Annotated in this window: 21 protein-coding genes; 13 read left to right on the plus strand and 8 right to left on the minus strand. The window is 40.0% G+C overall.

Going from position 1 to position 25,612, the window contains the following annotated elements; all coding sequences use genetic code 11:
- Window positions 1–13: 13 nt before the first annotated feature.
- From LC454_RS11745 to LC454_RS11755, 3 genes are all read right to left on the minus strand, one after another.
- Window positions 14–691, minus strand: coding sequence for a YiiX family permuted papain-like enzyme (locus LC454_RS11745; RefSeq protein ID WP_223582539.1), 678 nt, complete (start codon window positions 689–691; stop codon window positions 14–16).
- A gap of 334 nt (window positions 692–1,025) precedes the next feature.
- Window positions 1,026–1,964 (minus strand): hypothetical protein, encoded by a 939-nt coding sequence (locus tag LC454_RS11750; protein WP_223582540.1) that lies wholly within the window; start codon window positions 1,962–1,964, stop codon window positions 1,026–1,028.
- Complete coding sequence (locus LC454_RS11755; RefSeq protein WP_223582541.1) at window positions 1,957–2,451, minus strand: hypothetical protein; 495 nt, start codon at window positions 2,449–2,451, stop codon at window positions 1,957–1,959. Before LC454_RS11755 ends, LC454_RS11750 begins: the two co-directional genes overlap by 8 nt.
- A gap of 397 nt (window positions 2,452–2,848) precedes the next feature.
- On the opposite strand from LC454_RS11755, the gene LC454_RS11760 reads away from it, so the two are divergent.
- From LC454_RS11760 to LC454_RS11800, 9 genes are all read left to right on the plus strand, one after another.
- Entirely contained in the window at window positions 2,849–3,658 is an 810-nt protein-coding gene (locus LC454_RS11760; RefSeq protein WP_223582542.1) for a phosphoribosyltransferase family protein, read from the plus strand.
- Window positions 3,651–5,159, plus strand: coding sequence for a nicotinate phosphoribosyltransferase (locus LC454_RS11765; RefSeq protein WP_223582543.1), 1,509 nt, complete (start codon window positions 3,651–3,653; stop codon window positions 5,157–5,159). The genes LC454_RS11760 and LC454_RS11765 overlap by 8 nt, the downstream gene beginning before the upstream one ends.
- On the plus strand, window positions 5,149–5,931 hold the full coding sequence (gene nadE / locus LC454_RS11770; protein WP_223582544.1) for an NAD(+) synthase: 783 nt from the start codon (window positions 5,149–5,151) through the stop codon (window positions 5,929–5,931). The genes LC454_RS11765 and nadE overlap by 11 nt, the downstream gene beginning before the upstream one ends.
- A gap of 64 nt (window positions 5,932–5,995) precedes the next feature.
- A complete protein-coding gene (locus LC454_RS11775; RefSeq protein WP_223582545.1) occupies window positions 5,996–6,910 on the plus strand; it encodes a hypothetical protein in 915 nt (304 codons plus the stop codon).
- Between the two features lie 4 nt (window positions 6,911–6,914).
- Complete coding sequence (locus tag LC454_RS11780; protein WP_223582546.1) at window positions 6,915–7,619, plus strand: NUDIX hydrolase; 705 nt, start codon at window positions 6,915–6,917, stop codon at window positions 7,617–7,619.
- 362 nt (window positions 7,620–7,981) lie between these two features.
- A complete protein-coding gene (locus LC454_RS11785) occupies window positions 7,982–8,794 on the plus strand; it encodes a hypothetical protein (RefSeq protein ID WP_223582547.1) in 813 nt (270 codons plus the stop codon).
- A gap of 210 nt (window positions 8,795–9,004) precedes the next feature.
- Window positions 9,005–11,482, plus strand: coding sequence for a tetratricopeptide repeat protein (locus LC454_RS11790; RefSeq protein ID WP_223582548.1), 2,478 nt, complete (start codon window positions 9,005–9,007; stop codon window positions 11,480–11,482).
- A gap of 9 nt (window positions 11,483–11,491) precedes the next feature.
- Complete coding sequence (locus tag LC454_RS11795; RefSeq protein ID WP_223582549.1) at window positions 11,492–14,065, plus strand: SEL1-like repeat protein; 2,574 nt, start codon at window positions 11,492–11,494, stop codon at window positions 14,063–14,065.
- Window positions 14,066–14,073: 8 nt separating this feature from the next.
- Entirely contained in the window at window positions 14,074–14,304 is a 231-nt protein-coding gene (locus tag LC454_RS11800; protein WP_223582550.1) for a hypothetical protein, read from the plus strand.
- Window positions 14,305–14,370: 66 nt separating this feature from the next.
- Here LC454_RS11800 and LC454_RS11805 read toward each other — a convergent pair whose 3' ends face one another.
- Window positions 14,371–14,907 (minus strand): YfiT family bacillithiol transferase, encoded by a 537-nt coding sequence (locus LC454_RS11805; RefSeq protein ID WP_120260806.1) that lies wholly within the window; start codon window positions 14,905–14,907, stop codon window positions 14,371–14,373.
- Between the two features lie 224 nt (window positions 14,908–15,131).
- Between LC454_RS11805 and LC454_RS11810 the strand changes: the two genes are divergently transcribed.
- A complete protein-coding gene (locus tag LC454_RS11810; RefSeq protein WP_223582551.1) occupies window positions 15,132–15,797 on the plus strand; it encodes a DUF2625 domain-containing protein in 666 nt (221 codons plus the stop codon).
- A 5-nt stretch (window positions 15,798–15,802) separates the two neighbouring features.
- Here the strand turns inward: LC454_RS11810 and LC454_RS11815 are convergent, their stop codons facing one another.
- The 3 genes from LC454_RS11815 to LC454_RS11825 form a co-directional block, all read right to left on the minus strand.
- The gene (locus tag LC454_RS11815) at window positions 15,803–16,648 is read right to left on the minus strand and encodes a hypothetical protein (RefSeq protein WP_223582552.1); all 846 of its coding nucleotides are present in this window, start codon (window positions 16,646–16,648) and stop codon (window positions 15,803–15,805) included.
- A 318-nt stretch (window positions 16,649–16,966) separates the two neighbouring features.
- A complete protein-coding gene (locus LC454_RS11820) occupies window positions 16,967–18,277 on the minus strand; it encodes an NYN domain-containing protein (protein WP_223582553.1) in 1,311 nt (436 codons plus the stop codon).
- A gap of 424 nt (window positions 18,278–18,701) precedes the next feature.
- The gene (locus LC454_RS11825; protein ID WP_223582554.1) at window positions 18,702–19,481 is read right to left on the minus strand and encodes a helix-turn-helix domain-containing protein; all 780 of its coding nucleotides are present in this window, start codon (window positions 19,479–19,481) and stop codon (window positions 18,702–18,704) included.
- A gap of 162 nt (window positions 19,482–19,643) precedes the next feature.
- On the opposite strand from LC454_RS11825, the gene LC454_RS11830 reads away from it, so the two are divergent.
- Window positions 19,644–20,852, plus strand: coding sequence for a CynX/NimT family MFS transporter (locus LC454_RS11830; protein ID WP_223582555.1), 1,209 nt, complete (start codon window positions 19,644–19,646; stop codon window positions 20,850–20,852).
- Window positions 20,853–20,975: 123 nt separating this feature from the next.
- Here LC454_RS11830 and LC454_RS11835 read toward each other — a convergent pair whose 3' ends face one another.
- Entirely contained in the window at window positions 20,976–22,835 is a 1,860-nt protein-coding gene (locus LC454_RS11835; protein WP_223582556.1) for a CocE/NonD family hydrolase, read from the minus strand.
- Between the two features lie 500 nt (window positions 22,836–23,335).
- Here LC454_RS11835 and LC454_RS11840 point away from each other — a divergent pair, with 500 nt between their 5' ends.
- Complete coding sequence (locus tag LC454_RS11840) at window positions 23,336–24,664, plus strand: inositol-3-phosphate synthase (RefSeq protein WP_223582558.1); 1,329 nt, start codon at window positions 23,336–23,338, stop codon at window positions 24,662–24,664.
- A gap of 198 nt (window positions 24,665–24,862) precedes the next feature.
- Window positions 24,863–25,603, plus strand: coding sequence for an NDP-sugar synthase (locus LC454_RS11845; RefSeq protein WP_223582560.1), 741 nt, complete (start codon window positions 24,863–24,865; stop codon window positions 25,601–25,603).
- Window positions 25,604–25,612: the final 9 nt, after the last annotated feature.

Here is a 25,612-nt window from a genome sequence, read left to right on the forward strand (position 1 = left end):
CGTGTAAGGCTGTTTAGTTGCTCGCTACCGTTGTCAAAAGCTCACTATTGAAAATAGATGCCGGTGAAATTACTGTTTCCTCCAAAGGGATCTGATTGCCGTAACGTTCTTTGAGTTTGCTTTTGACCTCGGCGCTACTGAGGTCAAAATCTTTGAGTTTTTCCAGTTTGCCTACTTCGATTCCGGCACCGCGCTGATAGATTTTCCAGATCAATTCCGAACAATAAATTCTGCTGTCCGACCATTCGAATGTGGCATCGTAGTTTTTACCCAAAAACCCCTCACCGATTCCCTTCATTTTAGCTAAAATTTCTTCCGATAGTACTTTGTCTGCTTCTTTAAGCCTTTTGATGACATAATGTTTGTTTTTTCCTCGAGCGATCCAATCTGTCAAGGTGGTGACTGTGACGGGTTGAACAGCCTCCAGCACGTAAGGTTTTCCATCCTCATGAAAAATAAGACCACAATGAGAGTAAGGAGAACCCGTGGCTAGTTGCACAGCTTTACACTGTGGCGAGATGGATGACTGAAAGATCATATCTCCATCTTTTAACAGGGGGAGCATCGCGCTACTTTTAACTTTTTTATCTAAAGATCCATTTTGAGCTTTCGTTGCATTAATCCGGAAATAAGATCGCCCGATCAGCAGCGTGGAAATGATTATCAGGACAAATACAGCTATTTTTTTCATCGGTGTAATTTTTTTAATAGGATCATATTATCTGCTATCATCTTTTATTCCAGTAAGATACGAATCGTATCGGCATAATTTATAGATTTATCTGTATCACCTTATTTTGGTAACGTTATTTTAGCTGTTGTTAGTATGCGCTGATTATGAATTGATTTTTCAATCTTGTTATTCACTTAAATAGTTATGCTGTTATTCAATCCCTATACTGCCAGAATTAGTGTATATCATAAGTTGTTATCCTTATCTTATAGCTATGAATTGTTTTTAAGTTTAGAGTTATTAGATTGATAGATAATTTGATGTGTGATAAGTGTTGTTTTATTTAAAAAGATCAGATAGCTTTCTTGCTTTCACCTGCTCTGCGAATTGCATTAAGTACTTCTGTTTCATCTTTGTATGCCTTTTCTGTTGAAGCACCATGATCCAAAAGATAGCGTGCGATAACCTTGTTTTTTTGTTGTATTGCTTTACCAAGCAAGGTGTATTGTGTAAAACTGTAGTCGAATTTGACCTCATCTATACCCCAGATGTTTAAACTGTTTAAGGATGTTTTTTTGATAAAATCCAAGTCGTCCTGTTCAATCGCCATTTTAAGTAATTCAAAGTCATTGAAATTCTTATTCTTTGTCAGAAATGAGTTGTAAAAAAACTTTGCCACAGCGTAGTTTTTATTGGCTAACATATTGTGAATTGCATTGTAACCAAATTCTGCTGTGTTGGAGAAATCGTTCAATTGGCTTAGAAACAAGAGTATATTTTCTTTAGGTATGGTCCCCCAGTTGAGTCGCTTTAATTGCTCTAAATCGTTTGCCGCAAATAGTGCTGTCAGCTCTTCAATGAAGCTCAAGGAAAACAAATGGTTGTTTAATGTAAGTTTTGAGGGCCAGTTTTTGGTCGTCAATAACTTGATTTTGTTATCGATAATCTGATAGCTGGCGGAAACAGAAACTCCCTGATAACTACTGATTTTAAGTTCTGAGTCAGTTAATTCATACTGTTTCAGCCTAAGATTCTCGACGTTTGTACCAGGGAATAGGGTATGCAGATTCAGTGCTATAGCAAGATAGCTGCTATCATTTACCTGTAGATTATAGTGTAAATAGCCATCGTCATTGATTGAATAGGGACTGAACGATTGCTGTTGGAGTTGATCAGGCAAAACCGCCCAAGTCTCCTGCGGCAATAAGAGTGTGCTTAGACTAACGAATAAACAGCATATATACGTTGATGCTCGCAAGAGCAATGCTCGAATGAAATACATCTTATTCATCAACATATTGTATTAAAATTGCTTCGATCTCATCTATAAGTTTGTAGGAGTCTGATTCCAGTAGATCTATTTCTGCTTGAATGGCCGGAGTAATGGGCAACTGCATCAGTTTTCGATATACTTGAATGTCCAGATCAATACTCTTGAGTTTGAGTTGAAGTAAATATTGCCCTTGCTCGGTTTGTAAGCATAGTTGGCTGAACGCCTGTTTCAACCTTTCCAGTTCGGCAATTGTTCTATTGTGGTCATTTTCTGCCGCTAAACCGTAATTTGGGTATTTTTCACCCAATTGATTGAACGCATCAAGATATTCCTGTTCCGATAAGGAATGTATATTCATGTAAAGCAGGTTATAGGCGTATAAGGCTTCCTGATTTTCCTCACTGACCGGAACGTCCTGATAATCTTCGACCAACTGCGTGATGTCTTGATATTCAGTTTGTAAAATAGTTTCAATATCCTTATTGATTAAATTTGCTTTGTTCATGCGAATATTTTGTTCTTTTGGCAGTCAACGGTTGTGATCAATTCGTTTGACTGTTTGTCTTAAAGACAAAGATCTGGTTTTCAGCGAAAGATACTATCCCTGTATTCAGCTAATTTTATACGGCCTCCTGGTCGTTTTGTGTTTCTCATTTTCAAGCGAATTTTAGCGTTTGTATGCTTATGTTTAGATGCACAGAAGGTAAAACTGTGATTTTTTACTAAGCGTCATTAATAAATAAGATGGTTTTAATAAAAGTTATTTAACTGTAAATTAGGTGTTTGTGTGTTTATTTTGATTTATTGAGTAAAAAGTACTCAATAAATTTTGTCAAGGTGAAAATAATACGCATATTTGTTGAGTAAAAAGTACTCAACTAGAGTGGTTGTAAAAAAGAAAAATGATTATATTAAATAAACATCAGCTCATCACCGAACAGTTTCCGAATGGTGAAACGAAAGTGAAGGATTTCGATCAGTGGATCAAAGCGGATAATCTACTAGAATTTACCTATCAAGAAGATGGCGATTTGATCCGTTTGTTTTTTGTCAAGAAGCGACTTGAAGAAGCAGGAGCGAGTTGTAAATTATGGATTCGTTATATGCCCTATAGTCGTATGGACCGCAAAATTGAGGGCGACCTGTTTACCCTAAAATATGTCGCTGCATTTATCAATAGTTTGCAGTTTGATAAAGTTTATGTTATTGAGCCACATTCCGAAACAACCCTCACATTACTGGAAAATAGTGTAGCGATCTATCCTGCGCTAGATTGGTTGCCGAAACTAATGGAAAAACTCGAATTTTCAGATAATGACCGAATTGTATTTCCGGATAAAGGGGCAGCAGCACGCTATCTAAATAGTGGCTACGAAGATGCCTGTGTCTTTGAAAAGCAACGCAACCCACAAACGGGACGTATTGAAGCGATGAAATTAAAAACAGGTAACATTGTAAAAGGTGCCAAATGCATAATTGTCGATGATTTATGTTCTGCAGGTGGAACATTTCTCTGGGCGGGAAAAATTCTAAAGGAGATGGGGGCAAGTGAAATCTACCTGTTGGTGACTCATTGTGAGTCAAGGATTTTCAAAGGTACTTTGTTGGAGGAAGATTCACCGATCGACCTTGTTTTCACCACAGATTCTATGATGAACACTACGCATCCGAAATTAAATTATATCAACTTAACAACTGAAAGCAATGTTTAGAGCAATGATCAAAAATCCGATTCTCTGGACGGACGGTTACAAATTGTGTCACAAGGATCAATATCCAGCACATACAGAATGGGTATACGAAACCTGGACTCCCCGGATGTCCCGGATCGTAGGAATAAGCCATGTTGCCTTCTTTGGATTGCAGGGGGCTTTGGCGGAGATCAGTAATTCTTTCGATGAATATTTTTTCGCCCAACCTGAGGAAGCAGTTGTCGCGCAGTATGAAGAAGCCATTCGTGAAGTGTTCGCGATGACCAATAGCAATTTTGCGAGTACACATCAGTCACAACATATACGTGCTTTACATCGTTTGGGTTATCTTCCTATTAAGGTGAAAGCCTTGAAAGAGGGGAGTCTCGTACCGATAGGCGTGCCGATGTTTACGATCGAGAATACCCATCCAGATTTCTTCTGGTTGCCAGGTTATCTTGAAACGCAACTCTCCGCTTATATCTGGTCACCAATGACCGCTGCGACTATCGCTGATCAATACAAGCGATTGTTGACAGGTTTTGCTGAAAAAACAGGTGATGTCAATAAAGTATTCACCCAAGCTGGAGACTTCTCTATGCGCGGTATGGGATCGCCCGAAACGGCTTATCGCACTGCAGGTGGGCATTTACTAAGCTTCGGTGTTTCCGCAACACTCTCCGTTCGGGAATACCTCAAAACCTATTACGGTGCCACAAGTGATGTCATGATGTACACGCCTTCAACAGAGCATAGTGTGATGTGTTCTTACGGTGAACAGGAGGTTGAAGCCTTCCGGCATTTGATTACGGAGGTTTATCCCAGCGGAAACATTTCTATTGTGTCCGACACCTATGACCTATGGTATGTTGTGGATCATGTATTGCCACAATTGAAAGATCTGATCATGGGACGGGAAGGCAAGTTTGTCATTCGACCAGACAGTGGCGATCCTGTTAAAATTATTTGTGGTGATCCGAAGGCTGACAACGAAACAGTTCAAAAAGGGATTGTCGAACGTTTATTTGAACTCTTTGGCGGGACGGTCAATGCGAAAGGCTTCAAAGAACTTGATCCACATATTGGTGTTGTATATGGCGACTCCATCACCGTGGAACGGGCAACTAAGATCTGTGAAGGTTTGATGGCGAAAGGTTTTGCCTCGACCAACACAATACTTGGAATAGGATCCTATACCTATCAGTATGTCACAAGAGATACCTTTGGCTTCGCTTTAAAGGGAACGGCCGAAATTGTTGACGGTCAGTTTAAAGCTATTCAAAAAAGACCGGCCACAGACACTGGTAATTTTAAGAAATCCCAAAAAGGTATGGTTGCCGTTGTATTTGAAAATAATGATTTTCACTTGATAGACGATCTCAATCCAACGACCATCGAACAATTGAATGATAGCAACCTGCTCAAAGAATGTTTTGTGGATGGGGCCTTTGTCAGCACGACTAGTTTTAAGGAAATAAGAAATAGATTACAAACAGAATCAATAAGAGTATATGGAAAATAACCTAAGAAAACCGTTTTTCATCAATGATGAAAACGTTGAACAGTATGCACAACAAATGGCATCATGGATTGCGGGACAAGTGAATGCGGCAAACCGTCAGGGTTTGGTACTGGGCATGAGCGGCGGGATTGACTGTAGTGTGGTTGCTTGCCTATGTCGCTTGGCGAAGGTGGATGTCCATTTGGTCATGATGCCCTATGGTAGCGACATGAACAATAGCAAGAGTCATGCACATGGGATGGAGCTTATTGACAAATTTGATTTCCCGTACCATATCTTTGATATCAAACCAGCGGTCGATGCGCTGACCATCAATAACGAAGCCTATATTGCAGCTTCAAGCGAATCCAACCGTGTCTTGAGCTTAGCCAATATCCGGCCACGGGTCCGCATGACTTACCTGTATCAATTTGCTCAATTGGGAAGCCGTTTTGTGATCGGTACCGGCAATATGGCCGAAGCGACCGTAGGTTACTTTACCAAATGGGGAGATGGCGCTTATGATCTTAATCCCTTGGCCATGGTGACCAAGCAAGAAGTATATACACTGGCAAAATACCTAGGTGTCCCCGAATCCATTCAATGTAAGAGTCCTTCAGCAGGTCTATGGGAAGGACAGACAGATGAAGAAGAATTGGGCATGAGCTATGCACAGATTGACGGATTTATTCTGACTGGCACATCCGGTGACCCGACGATAGATGAACTGATCCGTAGACGTCAACAACAGTCTGCTCATAAGTTTGCTGCGATTCCAACTTTCAAAGGCTAGTAAAAAGTAGAGCTGATAGGAAAAAATTAGGTTTAGGACACATACAATACATACATTATTGAAGATGAAAACAAGATATGAACAGATTGTTGATGTAAGAGAGATCGCATCCGAAAAAAGGGATCATATTCCGTCCATATTGTCATTGGCTGGGCAGGAGCAAATCCTGCCTGCTGCATCGGATAAAAAGCGTACACTGCTTTTGGCGATTGATGTACAAAACGATTTTATGGAATCCATTGGCAGTCTACCGGTAGTTGGTTCGCGTGCTGATGTACAACGGCTGACCCAATGGATGTACAACAATATGGCTTCTCTGACACAGGTCATGTGCAGCCTTGACTGTCATTCACTGCTGCAGATTTTCCATGCAGACTGGTGGGTGGATACGCAAGGAAATCAGCCCAAACCTTTTACGGTCATCCGTCACAAGGATCTTATCGATGGAACATGGACTGTCGCCAATGCGGACACAGCCGAACAATCTCTAGCGTATCTTAAAAATTTAGAAACCGAAGGGAAAAAGGAGCTTTGCATCTGGCCCTATCATTGTTTAGAGGGCAGCTCGGGGGCGCAATTGGAAAGTCAATTTACCAATATGCTCTATTTTCACAGCGCTGTACGTCAAGTCAAACCCCTATTGGTCTATAAAGGACAGGATCCCTACACTGAAATGTACGGTATCATCAAAGCCGAATACGATGACAATAAATTTGTCAATCATGCCGTGCTCGAGGCTATCGAGGCCTACGATGCCATTTATCTTGCTGGACAGGCATCAAGTCATTGTGTATTGGCATCTGCAATGCAGGTATTGGAATATTTTGGAGAGGATAAAGCGATTACGTCCCGCATTACCCTACTGATAGACTGTATGTCACCCATTGCTGGTTTCGAAGAGTCTACACTGCAGGCTTTTGACTCACTGCGTGAAAAATACGGCATACAGATCAAAAAGTCCACAGACGTAATTTTATAACAAGATGGTCAGTACTCCAAAAACATATAACTACGAATACTCCAGACCTGCAGTTACAGTCGATTGTGTGATCTTTGGTTTTGAAAAAAATCAACTTAAACTGTTATTAACCAAACGGGCGATAGAACCTTACTTAGGGAAATGGGCATTTCCCGGTGGCTTTATTCAGGAGGATGAAACTGCGGATGAATGTGCGCTACGTAAATTGTCCGAAGAAGCTGGGCTCAGCAATATCTTTCTTGAGCAGCTCTATACCTTTTCGGATTTAAACCGTGATCCCCGGGGGCGGGTCATCAGTATTGCCTATTATGCTTTAGTTAAACCTAACGAATATATCCTGGAGGCCGGACTTGATATCGATGCGGTGCAATGGTTTAGTTTGGAGGAGGTCGCTGATTTGGCTTTCGATCATCAGCAGATCCTATCTGTTGCGGTCGAACGCCTCAAAGGTAAAATCCGTTACCAGCCCATCGGATTTGAACTGCTGCCGGTACAATTTACCTTACCTGACCTGCACAAATTGTATGAAACAATTCTGCAGCGTTCGATAGATCGCGGTAATTTTCGCAAAAAGATACTGAGCATGGATCTGTTGATCGACCATAGCGACATGCAAAAGGATAGACATGCCAGAGCGGCAAAAATCTATAGTTTTGATAAAGAAAAATACGAAGAACTCAAAGAAACAGGATTTTACTTCGAAATCTAAAAATTTACCTTATCCATCAGGCTCATGAAACAACATGGGCCTTTATCCATTTCAATATTTGGAGTTTACAAGCCGAATATCGATTGTCACAGCGCTTAAATTGACTTACCTTTCCTATTATGTGATTGAAATACGATATTAGATTGAAATATCTTAATGGTGAATTATCTGTTAATATGAAACCATCATGATTTATTCAATCGCACTGGGGAATGAATAACCGAGCAAAGCGAGCTCATGAATGCCGCTTAAAACATACACTCGATGAATAAATCTGATCGCTTCATCACAATTGAAACCGCCGAAGGCAGCATGAATGCCTTAAAGGGAAAATTGATTAATGAATAAACAAATTTATACAGATGAAAAAAGTACTTTATTGCGCTGGTATTGTTTTGTCGCTATGTATGGCATGTCAACAAAACAAGGTAAAAAATCCTGTTTCTCCTCCAATAAAGGAGGCTATTGTAAGTGAAAAGCCAGCGGTCGATTCGCTTGTCTTTCAGGATAAAATGATCAAAATTTATAAGATAGATTCCATCAGCTTTTTTAAGGAACAGCAAAAGGCCGATTATAAGAGAGATACCATCGCTTCGATCAGCGATGTAAAAGTCGCGAAAAAGCTATTGCAAGGCCGTGTCGTATTTGGAGACTATACTCCAGGTAAGGTCATGGAAATTGATACATTGGTGGAGGGGAATGTAATTGCTCAGGTACGGCTTAATGATGGTCGCTTACTAACGGCCGGAAAAACAGAAGGTACCATTGATCTGTTGGAGAATATGTTTGTGAAATATTTTCCATCGGAAGAGATTTTGTTGTTGGAGGGAGGACATACAACAGATCAGGCACTTGATTTGCGTCGGGGGAAATGGGATATTGAAGAAATCGGTAATTTAGACTATGTTTATTTCTCTAAGCATAAGAAATATAGATTGAATGGCATGTTTAACGGGCAGGAATGCTCCAGTTACTTTTTGCAAAAAAAGGAAAATGAGGTCTATCTGACCTATGCGCAGATTCCCCTGGACTGGAATGATAACTTTGAGTTTTGCACTTTAAAAGATATTTTTTGGAATGGAGATCAGCAGGTATACTTTCGGAATTTTTTCTATGGAGCACCGCATGATAAGCGAGCGGGTTTCTATAGACTGGATATTATTTCCGAAAATTGATGTCATCAATAGGAATGCATTGAATCTCAAATTGCTTTTCCTGGCAAACTGCCCTTGCAAGTAAGAATTAGCAAAAGGAAAAATCCCTGTTTTCCGCTAAGCAGAATATTTAATAATAGCTGTATTTTTACTGCATCAGGTACAGTGCTTGCCGTTTTCATCGTATTGAGGTAAGCACGATCTATTTTAAGACTATCGAGCAATAAGGTTATGGCGCATCGCATTTATATATATAACGTAAATCCTAAAACAAAAGAAACATTTGAAGCACATCTGGCCGAATGGAATTATGAAATTCCAGCCCTGATGTTCCCGCTATTTTCTTCGGGTATCCGTTCCCAAGGAACACAGCTCTATGCTAATAAGGAAGATGGTATTGCAAGGTTACGCTATTTTTATGCGCTGCTTGCTGATGTTTATCAATTGCATTACAAAAAGAAGTATGCTGAACCGGTTAACAAGATGTTTGAATTTTTGGAAAGCTTACCATTCGACACCTTTCAAATCGATGGACGGGATGTCTTCAATATGAATGTAGAGAAACATACAGAACAGGCAAGTGACTGGGTTGATGAGATTAGGACGACGGGAGCTTTATACACACAGGCCTTTGAGCAGCAGAGTTTGGATCCTCTTCAGAAGATCTTGCAATTATCAGGCTATGATACTTTTCTGGAAATGCTCGAGACAGACTGGATTAACTATGGTTTGGGCTTGTGGGAAGAACATGCTTTTCAGCAGGAGGGAACCGAAGTCTTTGAAGAAAATGGAAAACAAGGATTAAAGGATGCTCTTGGAAATATCCTGGTAGCTCCGAAATATGATGAGCTATTTGAGTTCAATGAAGCAGGGATTGCTGTGGTTGAACTGGATCATCTATTTGGTTACATCAATGAGCGGGGAGAGGAGATCGTATCCTGTCAGTACGTTGAGGCATTTGACGCGCATGTTATTGATGGGGTTAATTATGCTGAGGTTGAAATCGAAGGGAAACGTGGTATATTGAATATTGATAGCAAACAACTTTCATTACCTGCTGCCTATGATGATCTGGACTGGTTTGCCCGTGGTTTTTTGAATGCAAAGCAAGGTGATCACTATTTTCTTTTTGCTGCTGATGGAACACAGGTTATTACCGAATCGGCGGATGAACCTTTTGGATACGATTACAGTAAGCTTTTTTATAAGCGGCAAAAAGGTACCATGAAGCGGAAATACTTTCGTATGGATGGTCACTATTTGGGCAGTTTTCTGGAAGATAGCCTACAGGCTCTTCCCAATGCCTATTTCTGGATCAAACCCAATAAGTTGCAGCGCAAGATTTCAATCATCAAACCTGATGGCACTGTGCTGGATGAAGAGATTGATCGTATCATCGTCCTGGATGATTATCGTAGCATCGCATACCTGAAAAATAAACAATGGCAGATTTACGCACTCACGCATGATCTATTCCGCTTAGTCGATCGATCTATTGATAAAATCTTGGTCGATAGCATTAAAAACTTTCGAAAAGATGTCTTTGTTGTCGCCTGTGCTGAAGGGCAAGGAATATATGAAGCCTATCTTGATCAATGGCTGCTCGAACCTGATCCGGCTTATCTAAAAATCGAATATTGCTATATGGACTTTATGCGTATCCAGCAATCCGAAGGAATGCGCTATTTTGATACAAAAGTGAATTTCTGTAGCGAACTTTACGATTATGTCAGTGCGCCGATTCATGATCCACATCCGGAACGAAGCGAAGGTGAATTCTTACTCTTATTTAAAGGAGAAAGGCTGTTTTATGTAGATCTAAAACGAAATGTTGTTGAATTTCCTGAAACAGCATTTAGCCGTTTGTATGCCGAAAAATATAATTTGCAGGGAGCAGACCAGAGCTACTTTGTACAATTTTATCAAGCATGGACAAAACGGAAAGGAGCGGGGTACGAATCTTATCTTGATAACGAGACGTTATACGAAAAAGCGCGGAAACTAAATTGGGCCGGTAAGATAGCTGAGGCTATACCTTTGTTGACTATCGGTGCCTCCCGAGGTAGCGCCGACTGTCAATACCTTCTTGGCAATATCTATTGCGATACAGATCATGAAGATTTTCTGGATATTCCTAAAGCGATCGGCTTCTACAAGCAGGCTATAGCACAGGATCATGCACAAGCTTGGACGAACTTAGGGTTCATCTATGCTACGGGCCTCGGCCTTCCGCTTGATATTCCCAAAGCCTTAGAGGCTTACCGAAAAGCTGCAGCACTTGGGGAAACGCAAGCAATGAGCAATCTTGGCAACTGGTATTATGAAGGGGAACATCTGGAACAGGATTATGTGCAGGCCTTACACTACTTTAAGCAGGCTGAAAAAGATGGCATCACTAACGATGCGCAGGTAGCCGAAATTTATTACCAACAGAAAGATTACGCCAATTTATTACCTTATCTGAAAAAGGATAAAGACGGACAGTATGCTGCGATTTATTATGGTATTTTGTATGAAGAAGGTTGGGGCGTAAAACAGAGTATGGTGAAGGCTCTGCGTTACTATGAACAAGCAAACGAAAACGCTGCCTATGCTTATGCCGTCAATCGTCTCTTGTATTACTATAAAAATGGAACGTTTGCAGATGCAGCTAAATACAACTTTTGGTTGGATTTTGCTAAAAACAATGACGTTGATATTGAAGAATAAAAAAAGAATATGGCACATCGAATTTATATTTATAACACAGATAAAAAAGATCAGGAGTATTTCCATGCTTATTTGGGTGAATGGAACTATGTCATTCCAGATTTGTTGCTGCCCCTGTTTGCGGCAAATCCAAAATCAAAAGGTACCTTGGTATATGCTGAAAAAGAAGCGGGTGTTTTAAAATTAAGGAGATTCTACGATCTGCTTATTCAGGAGTATAACTTGATATCCAATGCTGCTGTCCTGCTGACCATCGAAAAAATGTTCGATTTTCTGCATGGACTTCCATTTGAATGCTTCCAGATCAATGCGCGTGATGTTTTTAATATGTCTGAGGTTAAACATAGTCAACAAGCAAAGGATTTTGCATTTGAAATTCATGAGAAGAACCTGTATTACGAAAAAGCAATAGAGAAGCAGTCGTTATCAGAGCTTTATCCTATTTTGAATCGCTCAGGTTATGATTCCTTTTTAGCGATGTTAGAGGCTGAGTGGAGCAACTATGGATTAGGCTGGTGGAATACGGAAGCGATTGATAGCCTTGATAACCAGTTTTTTGAAGAAAACGGACGTTGGGGAATCCGGAATGCGAAGGCTGAGGTGAAAGTTGAACCCCGCTATGAAGAGATCGGAGACTTTGATTACAATGGCTTTGCAGTTGTTGCGAAAGAAGGTTTGTTTGGCTATTTAAATAGAAAGGGCGAAGAGACCATCCCTTGTATGTACGCCTCTGCAGAGCCTGTACAGAGCGGCCGTGGTACGATAGTAGGAAAAGTGAGTTTAGCGGGCAAATATGGCTTGGTGGACGTGGAGACTGGCGCTACAATTATTCCCTTGAACTATGATGTTTTGGACGATTTTGCTTATGGATTCTATCAGGGAAAGCGGGACGAAAAATATGATATTATCGATGCCGAAGGTAAGGGCTTCCATACGACAGGTTCTGATGAGCCTTTTGAAATAGACTACGAGGGCTTTATTTATCAACCGATAGCGAACAGCAAACTACGTAAATATTATTCCAATCAGGGTGTTCTATTGGGCGAGTATCCTGAAGGGGTTTTGAACGAATTGTTGTTTGATTTTTACGCGGTCAATTTAAACAATAAAAAAAAGAAATCAGTCCATGCAGCAGACGGCTCCCTTTTGGTAAAAGATGTGGTTGTGCTAAATGCCATGAATGGGCTCAGTGCATTATATTACCTTTCAGAAGGCAAATATTTTCTGTATGACCTCGCTAACAAGGGTTTTCTTCTGCAAGATCTGACGATTAAATCTATACAGGGAGGTGCAGATTTTGGTAATGGTGCCTATAATTGTTATATCATCGAAACCGAATCGGAAAGAGGGATCTATCACACAGAGACTAAAAGCTGGCTGATTCCATTGTCAGCACATTATGCTACAATCAGCTATGCGCTGATGGACTATTTTATCCTGCAAGATCAGGTGGGCGGGTATTATTACTACGATACTGATAGCAAAGAACTGAGTGAATCCTTCGATTTCATCTGTGGTAGTGTACGGCATTATCAAGATCTAATGATGTTGCGCGACCGCAAACTGTTCAATAAAGGATATGAGGGATTGGAAGAGGTGCCCCAAGATCAGTATGGATATTATATCAAGGCATTGGACAAGCTGGAAGGAAAGGAACTTGAGGTTTTTGACCATTTTTTCACTCAGTGGAAATCGAATCGGGGTGTAGATTTCGAATCTGCTTATGATAGTTATACCTTGTATCACATGGCCATGGATTGCTGCAGAAATGGAGACGTCGAAAATGCTATCCGTTACTTTACATTTTCAGCTGATCAGGACAATGAAAGCAGCATGTATGAACTTGGTAATATCTATACGGATACCGATAATGAAAATAAACGTTTTCTGGACCTGAAAAAAGGAATTGCATACTATGAGCGTTCTGCCGGAAAGGGGTATGCAGCTTCTTGGAATAGCATCGGTTATCTTTACCAGCATGGAATAGGCTATACGTCGGATCTAAAAAAAGCTTTTGAGGCCTATAACAAAGGGGCTGATCTTGGGAATGGCTATGCATTATCCAATCTGGGTTATTTCTATTTTAGTGGGACCTATGTAGAGGAAGATCTTGAAAAAGCATTGGATTACTACAAAAAAGCGGAGTTGAAACTGGTTGAAAATAATCGCAATATTGCTTCGATTTATTATAGTTTAGATGACTATGACCGTCTACTTGTTTATCTGAAGAAAGATAAAGCGGATAGTTATTCCAATATTTATTACGGTTTGATGTATGATGCGGGGTTAAAATTTAAAAAGGACAGTAAAAAAGCCATTCATTATTTTGAGCGGGCAAATCATTATAGTGTCTATGAGTCTGCTACAGAAAGCTTATTGGGTTATTATAAAAATGATCCCGACTTTATGGATCAGGAAAAACATGCCTACTGGTCGGACTTTGCCCGACAACACGAATTGGATATTGAACCCGAATTGTTAATTTGGGCGAATGAGAAAATTGGGGGAGTAGAAGCAAAGGACGAACCTACAGAAAATAGTAGTTCATCCTTTTTTAGTAAACTGTTTAAAAAGAAAAAATAACCTGCACGATGTTATCTTCTGCGAATTTAGATTTCACAGGTATGCTGATCGACCTAGCCTTTATGCTATTTTTTGGCGCAGGTGCAGGTTATTCCCTGATAGTGGGGATTATCCATATCATCCAGAAAAAGACCAAAACGTTTGGCTATTATCTGCGGACATTTTTGATCGCCGGTATCGTAGGCCTTGCTTTGGGAGCCTTTGGTGCCTTTATTATCACGCTGTCGCTGATGGCCTAGGAATACGTGATTCTCAAGGGGTCGCATTGACTTTTTTGGCAGCTACCTGAAAATAAGACTTTATCGTTAGACCGATCTATTTTTTGCGTTGACGATATGCATCAAATGGTGATTACAATGCCAGGCATAGAGACCTATATTTACTTTAAGGGAAATATACCGTTTTGTAACCGGATGAATAAAGGCTCGTTCAAGTTGCTCATCACTCAGGCTCTTAAGCAAGATTTCCCAACGTTGGTGTAAGCCTTCTAATAATTTAAGGGAGCTTTCAATTGGATTGTGTTTTGCATCCGGAAGTTCGGCCCACAGGTTTTCTTCATAGAGTTTTATCGTAGGGTCATCTTCTGTCAGCGCTAACTTAAAACGGACAAAGCTATTCATGTGGCTATCAGCGCAGTGATGCACCACCTGTCTGATGGTCCAACCGTCTGGGCGATATCGTTTCTCTAAAGCGATATCTGGCAGGTCGCTGACTTCGGATTTGAGTCGTGCGGGGAAATCTGCGATTGTTTTTATCCAATCATTCAGTAGTTGCTTGTCAATATGATCTGGTACGGCAAAGCGGCCTATGGGATACCGAAGTTTTTCTAATTCATGTTGCATGGTTTAAATTTAACGAAAATTGCTTCAAGGTTCCTATATTTTGTGCGTAAAGTAACGGTTAAATCCTGTTTTGGACTTTAGTTAATGAACTTATGTGATTTGGATGACAGGAAGAATTGTGGTAATTTCGGCAATTCAAGATGCGTCGCTTTATTCTTCTTTCTACGGCAGATGAGGTCGTAAGGGAAGTAAGTATGGTTTGTTTTGAATATAAAAGACAAGGAATGAAGAGTCTAAATGAGTTGATTAATCCGACAGATTCAGGATGGGGTCTGGTCGAAGAATGGATGAAGGGAGCAAGTAATTTTTATGAGGTACTGCCCAGAAATCCAAAACGTGCAGATGAAGAGTTATTACGAGCTCAGATTACCACAAAATCACCTATGGGTGCTATTATTCATCAAACCGGTGGAATACTCATCGATGGTGGATGGCTACGGATCCTAGGCTCTGGTTCGGCTAAATTGAATCGAGGTATCATGGAGTGGAACAAAGGGAAAAGCTTTGACAAAGAAGGGGAGAAAGGTGGTTTTTTGTTAATTGCCGATGATGTTTTGGGAGGATATTTTGCGATTAATGCTGGAGCTTTGGGCGAGGACATAGGACAGGTCTATTATTTTGCACAGGACACCTTGCAATGGGAAAGTTTGGAGTGCGGCTATTTTGATTTTATTTATTGGACATTGAAGGGTAACATCCGTCAATTTTATGAAACATTTAAATGGAAGGAATGGGCTGAAGATGTACAAAAATTGGATGGAAATCAGGTGTTTTCATTTTATCCTTTTCTATGGACAGAAGAAGCGCGTGATCTGCGCAAGGTTGATAGAAAAGTAGTGCCTATTGACGAAAACTATCATTTCACGATGGAGTTTGCCGGTGGAAGATAAACCTGTTACCAATTGGTGATCAACAGGTTCTTTGCCGCACGGAGACTACATTTCTGATATTTGGAATAGGCTTTTGCTGCTCTTTCCTGAATTTGTTCGTTGCTTTCTCCGTTTATATACCCTGTTAGCGCATCATGGAGACTGTAGGCTTCTGGACACATCAAATGGCTTGTCCAGAGAATGGGGTTTACAGTTTCCTTATCGATATGAGGTGCAAAATACTTTTTACTGTAACAAGCGAGGATAATCGCATTCCGCTTTTGGTGGTCGGTGTTTTTGAAACGCTGGTCTAGTTGGAAATCCATAAGGCCATCATGTCCGATATAAGCATTGAGCTTTGCATTGCCTGCTATTCCGATAATCTTGTTGTCTACCTGCAGTGTATCTTTTAGCTGGCCATGCAGGCCTCGGAGAAAATCAACTGTACACAGCTTAATCTCTTTGCCATCATAGGCATCTGCAACAAGGTAATAGTTTTCAGACCTGTGTTTATAGACCAAACGTTCGAGGATTGCACCTTTTGCTTTATACTTTTTTAAAAGTTTCCAATCTTTACTGCGATTGAAATAAGTTTTTATACCATATTCGCAGCCCCAATAGAGATTGTTGGCCGGATCCTGACCGTTACCGATTGCTTTGGGAACAGGTACGATTCCCTGATAGGTATTATCACATAATGCGACAAGTACATGAATTGTACGCGTTGTGGAATCATAAGGCAGAACGTCCGTGTGGTTATTTTCACTAGTCGACGGTTGCGCTGAATCTGCGGCGCTACGCTGCCCACATGCGAGAAATACGAGGGTACTGCTTAGTACCCATATATAGTTGAAAACCTTTTTTATCTCCATTGTATTAAACAAGAATGAATGATCTCATTTGTCGGTACATCAGATCCGACATTTAGTCCGCCTTGGATTTTTTATCAGGGTCATCATCCTTAAATAATGTCCAAGGTCAGTCTGAATATAAACAAATATAGCTGGAAAATAGTGATGATATACTCCTTGTTTTCAGGGAATTTTAATCTGCTGCCGGATCAGACGATGCTGATACGATAGATACATGAGCTCGCACATAGTCTTGTATCATTTGAAGTACTGATCGATCAACTACATTGGGTTCAATCAGTACTTCAAGTGTTTTTTTCAGTCCATCCGGCGCTAAAATTAGCGGGATTGATTTTGGAGTGTATAGGTATGCTCGTTGAGTTTCGTAATTTCTAGCTGGATACCTTCCGCTAGTCCAAGTTGGGTTGCGGCCTCTTTTCCTAGTTTAAGGACATGGAATCCACGGCCACGGTACGTGAAATTGCATTCATACTCATTGGAATCAATAACGATCCGGAGCTTTTGTGATTTCGTTGGAAATAGAGGCTTAAAATCTTTCGTAATTCTGATTTGCGCTTTTTTTGTATCATCCGCTGTAATTTTATTTCCTGCTGCTGGAAATAACATATGATTGGGAGAATCATTTTGAGCGATATTTTCTACTGCTTGTTGTTCCTCCTTCTGTTGAACTGCTGCAAGCTCTTTCGGTGGATTTTCAGTTACTGCTGTCTCCTGAGGTTTTTTATTTTGGCGACCTTTTTTTCGTGCATTTTGATTGGTAGGTTTTGCCGTAACTTCCTGTGCTTTTACATCAGTGGTTGCTACTGTTTTTTTGTCTTCAGCTTTTGGTGAGGGAGCGACGGCAGATAAAGGTCGTTTGATAATATTTCGAATGTAATAATGTTTTATTCTCGATTTATCCGTGTTACGTTCTTCAATTTCAAAATCCTCCGTATAGGCTTTAAAAAGGTGGGACATCTTATCGTAACCATAATTTCGCGCATCAAAATCTGGTTTTCTTTTATTGAAAAGACTACCAATTTCCCCTAAAAATGCCCATCCATTTTCATCTGCGGTGTCATCAACGGTGTCTTTTAATAATTCCAGTGTCTCTTCGTCAAGCACTGCTATGCTGGTTGGATTGTCTACAGGTGCCGGTTTGGGCTGATTCTGCTGTTTTTTCTTTGTGTTAGGTTCCTTTTTTGGATTCTTTTCAAAGATCTCAACATAAATAAATTTGTCGCAAGAAGCGATGAAAGGTTTCGGCGTTTTTTTCTCTCCAATACCAATCACCAACTTACCCGATTCTCTTAAACGGGTTGCCAATCTTGTAAAATCACTGTCGCTCGATACAATACAGAAGCCATCGACCCTGTCGGAATGTAGAATGTCCATCGCGTCGATAATAAGAGCTGAATCGGTGGAGTTTTTACCTTGGGTATAGCTATACTGCTGGATGGGGGTTATTGCATGGGTGAGGAGCTTATCCTTCCATTTTTCGACATAAGGATTGGTCCAGTCACCGTAGATCCGTTTGATCGTTGGGATACCGTAGCGTTTGACTTCGTTCAGAATCTCTTCGATCTTTCGATAAGAAACATTATCCGCATCGATTAATATTGCGATTTGTAAATCCCCATGCTCTGCCATATGTGTTTATTTATATTTTCGATGTATTTTTATGTTTATGTTACGAATAGGATTCTCCTATTTTGAACATATGGTTAAAAATACACTATTGTTGAAGAATTATTGAATTTTTTAAGAATTTAATTTGAATGATGATTTTCTGAAGGCTGCTATTTTGTAAGATTTCCTGCCTTATTTTATACATGAGATTATAACAGGATCAGCCATAAAAGGCACGTCAAATAGAATTTAATAGGAAGTATAGGGACAAAAAAAAGGTTTTCAAACGGGGAGAATGAAAACCTTAAATAACCAATTATAAACCTAAATTATGATGCAACAAAGATAGTGTGTATTTTACACATATGCAAATGTTGTTTATTATTTTTAATGAATCGCTTGAATTTTGTAGCTAAAAAACTACAAACACTTTCTTGTTATGCTGTTAAAGCTCAATAAAAGCGGAAGGCCGGTAGCCCATGACAGCATAAAAACTATTTGTAAAAGCCTGTACACTTTGGTACCCAACTTTGTAGGCAATCTGGGATATGGTCAGTTCACCTGTGCTTAATAATTCAAGACTTTTAATTATCCGTAGCAATTGCTGGTATTTGACCAGTGTCATTCCCGTTTCCTTTTTAAATAATCGTTCGATCGTGCGCAGGGAAAGATTGGATAATAACGCAATTTCTTCCATCTTAATAGGATGGGTATAGTGGTCGTGTAGGTGATTTAAGACTATCTGTAATCTATTTTCACTCGGCAGCGTAATTTCTAGATGCAATAAGCGGGATCCAAAGGCGGGGAGTTCGTTAAGGAGTGCACGAAGGAAAATTGTTTCATGTTCATTTTCTTCCGTTAATTTTGACCATTTTTCGGCATATAGGATCATCTCTCTTAACACCTTCGGAGCAGCGAATATTTGAACCTTTTCGAAAAATGGATCCCCCTGCTCGATATCAAAAAAGACGATCATTAACTTGATACTCTCGGAATGTGAATTGGTCTTATGTAAAGCATTTGAGGGTACCCATGCCACATGATTCTGGGGCAGGAGGTACATTTTTCCCTCAACGGTGAGGTATTGAAAACCTTGCTCGACATAAATCAACTGCGCCTTAAGATGGGTATGTAACGCATCGTCGTGAACCCAATTTTCTTCAAACCAGACAAAATTAGATTTTTTTATATTATCAATTGTATCAATATGATTGGAACAGCCCATGTCGTTATAAATTAAATCAATGGCAAATTTAATTAAATAACTGAATATATCTTTGCAACAAATCATCTTGTAGGTGTATTCATCATGCGGTAATATCGTATAGTAGCGAAGGCATCCACCCGCTAAACATTAGCTATTACACCCAAGAAATAAATAATTTATATGAATAATATTATACAAAAATCAAACACTGTATCCTGGAGCTGGTTGTCTGTATTGGTTGTTATTTTAGTTTCAACGAATCTGAGATCGCCGATTACGGCTGTGGGGCCTGTTTTGGGTCAAATCAGTGACTATCTTACATTAGATAGCTTTCAAAGTAGTTTATTGACGGCAATTCCTCTTTTTATGTTTGCAAGTTGTTCGGTCCTGGTGAGTAAGTATTCCCACGTTCGGGGTATGCATCGTTTTTTGTTGTTTGGATTGATTGTCCTTGCTGTGGGAATCATTGTGCGGGTAGGGGGCGGTACAACTTCTTTGTTTGTGGGATCCGTCATGATTGGCTTAGGAATCTGTGTGGGTAATGTTGTAGCTCCAGGGTATATTAAAACCAGTTTTCCCAATAACATCGGACTGATGACTGGTATTTTTGCTGTAGCAATGAACTTGACGGCAGCATTCGCATCAGGCTTTAGTCTACGTCTGGGTGACTGGACTAGCTTTGGATGGAGAGGTTCCCTAGGTGTTTGGGTGGTCCTGGCGATAGGATCTATTATTGCTGTTTTTTTTGATCAGTTACGTGGGCAGAAGAATGTTATTCCTAAGCAGAAGAAGCAAGTGCAGACTGGGATTGGGCATATTTTTAAATCCAGATTGGCTTGGTATATCAGTATATTTATGGGAATTCAATCATTGGTTTATTATAGTTTGATTTCCTGGTTGCCCAAGGTATTGGTCGATTATGGGATGGCTGCCAAAGACACCGGTTGGTTGTTGTTTTTGATTCAGATTGCGATGATCCCCATTATGTTTGTCGGGCCTATTATTGCGCACCGAATGAAAGATCAGCGACTGATGGCTGTTGCTGTTGCGGTGGGTATGCTGGGCAGCATTTTGATCTTCTTTTTATATAAGCTAGATGGGATCTATGTTGCAGCCATATTATTAGGGCTTTCCAATGGCCTGTCTTTTAGCCTTTCTATTCTCTTTTTTAGTTTAAGGGCAAAATCGACAGCGAATGCAATCAAAATTTCGGGAATGGCGCAATCAGTCGGGTATTTGATTGCTGCATTCGGCCCACCGATTTTTGGAAAATTGCATGAGATAGACCCATCCTGGAACTACTCCTTTTATTTTCTTGCGGCTAGTATTGTCCTGTTGTTATTGACAGGAATAAAAGCGGCAGAAAATAAATTCGTGGAAGAATCATAATCGCGTAAACGACATTTGGTAAATGCTAGCAGCCCCATTATTTTAAAATAATGGGGCTGCGGTCTATGTGAATAGCTTACTCATGAACCACTTGTTGATATTGTCAAGTTGGTTCACCTCGATTTAATCTTTTAAGATGTCAAATTCGATATAGGTCGCATTATTGACATCATGGAAAATGCGCTGTGTTGCTTTACGGAAGTCGGCTTTGGTCGCTGTATAGGGTTCCATAAATACCTGTGGATTCCGTTCCGCCAATGGGAACCAGGAATTTTGTACCTGAACCATGATACGATGTCCTTTTTTAAAGGTGTGCGCAACATCCGGCATCACAAAATCTACTTTCTCCACGAGACCGGGAGTCAATGCCTGTGGTTTGTCAAAGCCGTTTCTGTATTTTCCAGCCATGATTTCGCCTCTGACCATCATTTGGTATCCCGCCATTGTTTTTCCTTCAAAACTGGGAGCATCATTGGGATAAACGTCAATGAGTTTAACAACATAATCCGCATCGGTACCTGTTGATGATACTTTAAGAAAGTTTTTGATCGGGCCGACAATGGTAATGTCTTCGGTCAAAGCTGCTGTTTGATAGACCATGACATCGGGGCGATTGGCTGCAAAGCGTTGATCATCGACCATGTACTCGCGTGTACGGTTTTGGATGAGTCCGCCTTGATGTGGAACAGGTTTGTTTGGGTCCGTTACATATTCATCCCATGAATCCGTGCGTTGGACTTTCTCAAAACCAAGTTTGCCCTGTGGCTGAAAATAAAGTTTTTTTGTCTCGACATTTTTGGGTGGCCATTGTTTGAATTGCTTCCATTCATTACTCCCCGAAATAAAGATATTGGCCTCGGCAGGAGAGAAGCTACCTTCTTCTTTTAAGTAGTGACTGAAAAAGGGTTGTTCAAATTTTTCCTGGTAGGTGATACTTGTTTTTTTCTCAAATTGAATGTCGCCCAAATGATCTCCTGCTGCGCGAACCCATCCGCCGTGATACCAGGGACCCGCAACCAAAATCGAATTATTTGTTTTGCTTTTTTCTTCGATAGACTGATAGGTTTTAAATGTACCATAGGCATCTTCGGCATCAAAAAAACCGCCAACAACCATAACTGCAGGTTTGACATCTTGCAGGTAATTTGTGATGACACGTGATTTCCAAAACTCATCGTAGTTGGGATGCTTAAAGAGGTCGTTCCAGAATTTGACCGAATCGCCAAAATACTTTTCTTTGAGCTCTTTGGCGGTTCCGCCTTCAAGGAAAAAATTATATTTATCGACCTCGTTGATCTGAATGTTACTTTTGAATTGATCGGGGGTAATTGGTTTTGGACGTGGCACACCAAATGTTGACATAAATGTGAAAGCATCTTGCAGGAATAATACACCATTGTGGTGAAAATCATCCCCAATAAACCAATCGGTCACCGGAGCCTGTGGCGAGACCGCTTTAAGGCTGGGATGGGTCTTGACCAGTCCCACTGTGGAGTAGAAACCGGGGTAGGAAATCCCATAGAGACCCGCTTTTCCATTGTAGTTTTTCACATTTTTCTTTAGCCACTCTAAAGCGTCGTAGGTGTCTGTGCTCTCGTCGATCGCTTTTTTATCTTTACTCAGGTTTGTTGGTCGAACATCTTCAAAATCACCTTCACTCATCCATTTTCCACGGACATCTTGATAAACAAAGATATAGCCGTCCCGCATCATCGATGGGAAGTTACCCAAACTTTTCTTGTACTCATTTTGGCCATAAGGCCCCACGGTATAAGGTGTCCGGTTTAATAAAATGGGATATTTCTTGGTTTTATCTTTGGGGCTGTAGATCACGGTAAACAATTTCTTGCCATCTCGCATCGGAACCGTTACTTCGGTTTTCTCATAATAATCCCGAACATAAGCGGAATCTGTGGTAGTCTGTGCATGGAGCTGGCTCCCGGTTAACAATGCTAAAGCCAGAAACGAAATGGTAGTTTTCATTGAAATAATTATTTAGGAATGTTGATTTTTCATAGTTTACATAAACTTCTTACACTCGTTTAACCTAAACTCATGACGGTTTCATCAATTATCAGCTTAAAGGTAACGCTCTGGAAGACATTTTCCAATTTTATTGTCATATTTATATAGAATAGAAAAAGAAAAATTGACCAATTTTTTAGAAAGAATAACTTTTTTCGAATTGTATTTGGATTAGTTTTTTAATGTTAATATATTGAGTTAAATTAGTTATGATTATATTTTGTTTTCGCAAGTATGGTCAAATGCCTTATATTTCAGTGAGATGGACGATGTTGGCTTGGGGTGCTTATTCATTTCATCTCGTTTCTTTTGCCTTCGAATAGGCATTGAAACAGCAATTGTCATGATTTTATAAATAAAGTGACGATGGATATGAAATATGTTTTTTTAAGCTAATTTTAAGAATTATTTTATCATAAAACATCAATTAAATAACAATTTAAGTATATAGAATTAATATGGGACAACAAGTGAAAGATGCCAATGGTAAATTGGGTATTCTTATTCCGGGATTAGGTGCTGTGGCTACAACATTGATCGCTGGTGTGGCATCTATAAACAAAGGTTTTTCAAAACCAATAGGATCTGTTTCTCAATTGAGCAGAATCCGTTTAGGTAAGCGCACGGAGAATAGAAATCCTTTAATCAAGGATTTCGTCCCTTTGGCAAAGTTGGAAGATGTCGTTTTTGGTGGTTGGGACGTATATGAAGATAACGTATATGAAGCTGCTTCAAAAGCACAGGTATTAGAACAAGGGCAACTTGACGCTGTAAAAGCTGAATTGGAAGCAATTCAACCAATGAAAGCTGTGTTTGATCGTAATTTTGTTAAAAATTTGGATGGCACGCACATCAAATCAGAGAAAACACGTCGCGAGTTGGCTGATGCCGTACAACGTGATATCCGCGAATTTAAAGAAAAAAACGGCTTAGACCGTGTCGTAATAGTCTGGTGTGGTTCTACTGAACGTTATATTGAAACAAATGAAGCTTTCTCAACAATTGCAAAATTAGAAGAGGCTTTGGATAATGACGATCAACGCATTCCACCGAGCATGATCTATTGTTATGCGGCTATAAAAGAAGGCGCTCCTTATGTTAATGGTGCACCAAACTTGACATGTGACGTCCCTGCGATCGTTGAATTAGCTCATGAATATGGTGTTGCAATTGCTGGAAAAGACTTCAAAACTGGTCAAACGTTGATGAAAACAATTGTTGCTCCTGGTCTTCAGGCAAGAGCGCTTGGCGTTGAAGGTTGGTTCTCAACAAATATTTTAGGTAACCGCGATGGATTGGTATTGGATGATCCTGAAAACTTCAAAACTAAAGAAGTTTCTAAATTATCTGTATTGGAAGAGATCTTAGATGCGAAAAAGAATCCTGAATTATACGGTGATCTATACCATAAGGTACGTATCAATTATTACCCACCTCACGGTGATAATAAAGAATCTTGGGATAATATCGATATCTTTGGTTGGTTAGGTTACAAAATGCAAATTAAGATTAATTTCTTATGTCGAGATTCAATTTTAGCGGCTCCGGTTGCGTTGGATTTGGCATTATTTATTGATTTGGCGCAACGTGCTGGCATGTCAGGTATCCAAGAATGGTTGTCCTTCTACTTGAAATCTCCACAAACTGCACCAGGTTTACCTCCTGAGCATGATATCTTCAAACAATTAATGAAATTGCAAAATACCTTGCGTCATATTATGGGCGAGGATTTGATTACGCACTTGGGATTAGATTATTACCAAGAGTTAGTAGACAGTATTCAATAAATTACCTTTATAAAAAGGGGAATAATTGCTTCGGGCAGTTCTTCCCCTTTTTCTTCGGGACAATTAGTGTATGAACTTGTATAACCCGCTCTATTTAGAGATGGTGGAGGGGGCTATCAAGCAATTGTCCGGAAATAACCCGCTGTCAATTTTTGCGTTTGCGAACGTTGAGATCGTGATAGGGGTTTTACTTTTTTAATGAATGATTTTATTTTGCAATTAGAAGGAATGGAATTTGCTATCATTGCGGCGGGAGAAGGATCTCGATTGCGAAAAGAAGGCTTTAATTTGCCTAAGCCCCTGCTACCTTTACATGGTGTTCCATTAATTGAACGATTGATTCGTGTCTTTGCTAAAGAAGGTGCGCAGCAAGTGCATGTTATTATCAACAGACAATCACCTGAATTGAAGACATTTTTAACGCATACAGCATTCGAGCTTCCTATCGTCCTGATTGAGGAGGATACACCAAGCTCCCTGCATAGTTTTGCCTTATTGGTCGAAAGTAATCCAGATTGGACCTCCTGTTGTCTGACAACCACAGATACTGTTTTTAGACCCCATGAATTTCACGAATACCTAACAGCTTTCCAACAAAAGGAAAATGTAGACGCTTTTATGGCTGTTACACCATTTGTCGATGACGAGAGCCCGCTTTATGTGAATACAGACCAGGAACTAAACGTGGAAGCATTTTTAGATCAGGCTACAGCGGAAACAAAATTTGTTTCAGGGGGTATTTATTGTTTTCGTAAAGCGGCAATGAGCTGTGCATTAAGTTCCGTTGCGGCAGGAAATTCCAGAATGCGTAACTTTCAACGTGCGCTTTTGGAAAATGATTTGCATGTTGAGGCATTTGTGTTTGAAAAAGTAGTCGATATCGATCACTTGAAAGACCGTATTGTAGCGGAACAGTTTTTGAGTGAGGAAGTTAGTTAGTAAAATGAG

The organism is Sphingobacterium sp. GVS05A, from assembly GCF_019969845.1.
In the GTDB taxonomy this organism is placed as follows: Bacteria; Bacteroidota; Bacteroidia; order Sphingobacteriales; family Sphingobacteriaceae; genus Sphingobacterium.

Coding starts and splice junctions, on each gene's coding strand:
- LC454_RS11790 (WP_223582548.1), top strand. CDS start 9,005: ATGGCGCATCGCATTTATATATATAACGTAAATCCTAAAACAAAAGAA.
- LC454_RS11830 (WP_223582555.1), top strand. CDS start 19,644: ATGAATAATATTATACAAAAATCAAACACTGTATCCTGGAGCTGGTTG.
- LC454_RS11765 (WP_223582543.1), top strand. CDS start 3,651: ATGTTTAGAGCAATGATCAAAAATCCGATTCTCTGGACGGACGGTTAC.
- LC454_RS11805 (WP_120260806.1), bottom strand. CDS start 14,907: ATGCAACATGAATTAGAAAAACTTCGGTATCCCATAGGCCGCTTTGCC.
- LC454_RS11780 (WP_223582546.1), top strand. CDS start 6,915: ATGGTCAGTACTCCAAAAACATATAACTACGAATACTCCAGACCTGCA.
- LC454_RS11755 (WP_223582541.1), bottom strand. CDS start 2,451: ATGAACAAAGCAAATTTAATCAATAAGGATATTGAAACTATTTTACAA.
- LC454_RS11775 (WP_223582545.1), top strand. CDS start 5,996: ATGAAAACAAGATATGAACAGATTGTTGATGTAAGAGAGATCGCATCC.
- LC454_RS11840 (WP_223582558.1), top strand. CDS start 23,336: ATGGGACAACAAGTGAAAGATGCCAATGGTAAATTGGGTATTCTTATT.
- LC454_RS11785 (WP_223582547.1), top strand. CDS start 7,982: ATGAAAAAAGTACTTTATTGCGCTGGTATTGTTTTGTCGCTATGTATG.
- LC454_RS11845 (WP_223582560.1), top strand. CDS start 24,863: ATGAATGATTTTATTTTGCAATTAGAAGGAATGGAATTTGCTATCATT.
- LC454_RS11795 (WP_223582549.1), top strand. CDS start 11,492: ATGGCACATCGAATTTATATTTATAACACAGATAAAAAAGATCAGGAG.
- LC454_RS11760 (WP_223582542.1), top strand. CDS start 2,849: ATGATTATATTAAATAAACATCAGCTCATCACCGAACAGTTTCCGAAT.
- LC454_RS11815 (WP_223582552.1), bottom strand. CDS start 16,648: ATGGAGATAAAAAAGGTTTTCAACTATATATGGGTACTAAGCAGTACC.
- LC454_RS11745 (WP_223582539.1), bottom strand. CDS start 691: ATGAAAAAAATAGCTGTATTTGTCCTGATAATCATTTCCACGCTGCTG.
- LC454_RS11835 (WP_223582556.1), bottom strand. CDS start 22,835: ATGAAAACTACCATTTCGTTTCTGGCTTTAGCATTGTTAACCGGGAGC.
- LC454_RS11810 (WP_223582551.1), top strand. CDS start 15,132: ATGAAGAGTCTAAATGAGTTGATTAATCCGACAGATTCAGGATGGGGT.
- LC454_RS11750 (WP_223582540.1), bottom strand. CDS start 1,964: ATGAATAAGATGTATTTCATTCGAGCATTGCTCTTGCGAGCATCAACG.
- LC454_RS11820 (WP_223582553.1), bottom strand. CDS start 18,277: ATGGCAGAGCATGGGGATTTACAAATCGCAATATTAATCGATGCGGAT.
- LC454_RS11825 (WP_223582554.1), bottom strand. CDS start 19,481: ATGGGCTGTTCCAATCATATTGATACAATTGATAATATAAAAAAATCT.
- LC454_RS11800 (WP_223582550.1), top strand. CDS start 14,074: ATGTTATCTTCTGCGAATTTAGATTTCACAGGTATGCTGATCGACCTA.
- nadE (WP_223582544.1), top strand. CDS start 5,149: ATGGAAAATAACCTAAGAAAACCGTTTTTCATCAATGATGAAAACGTT.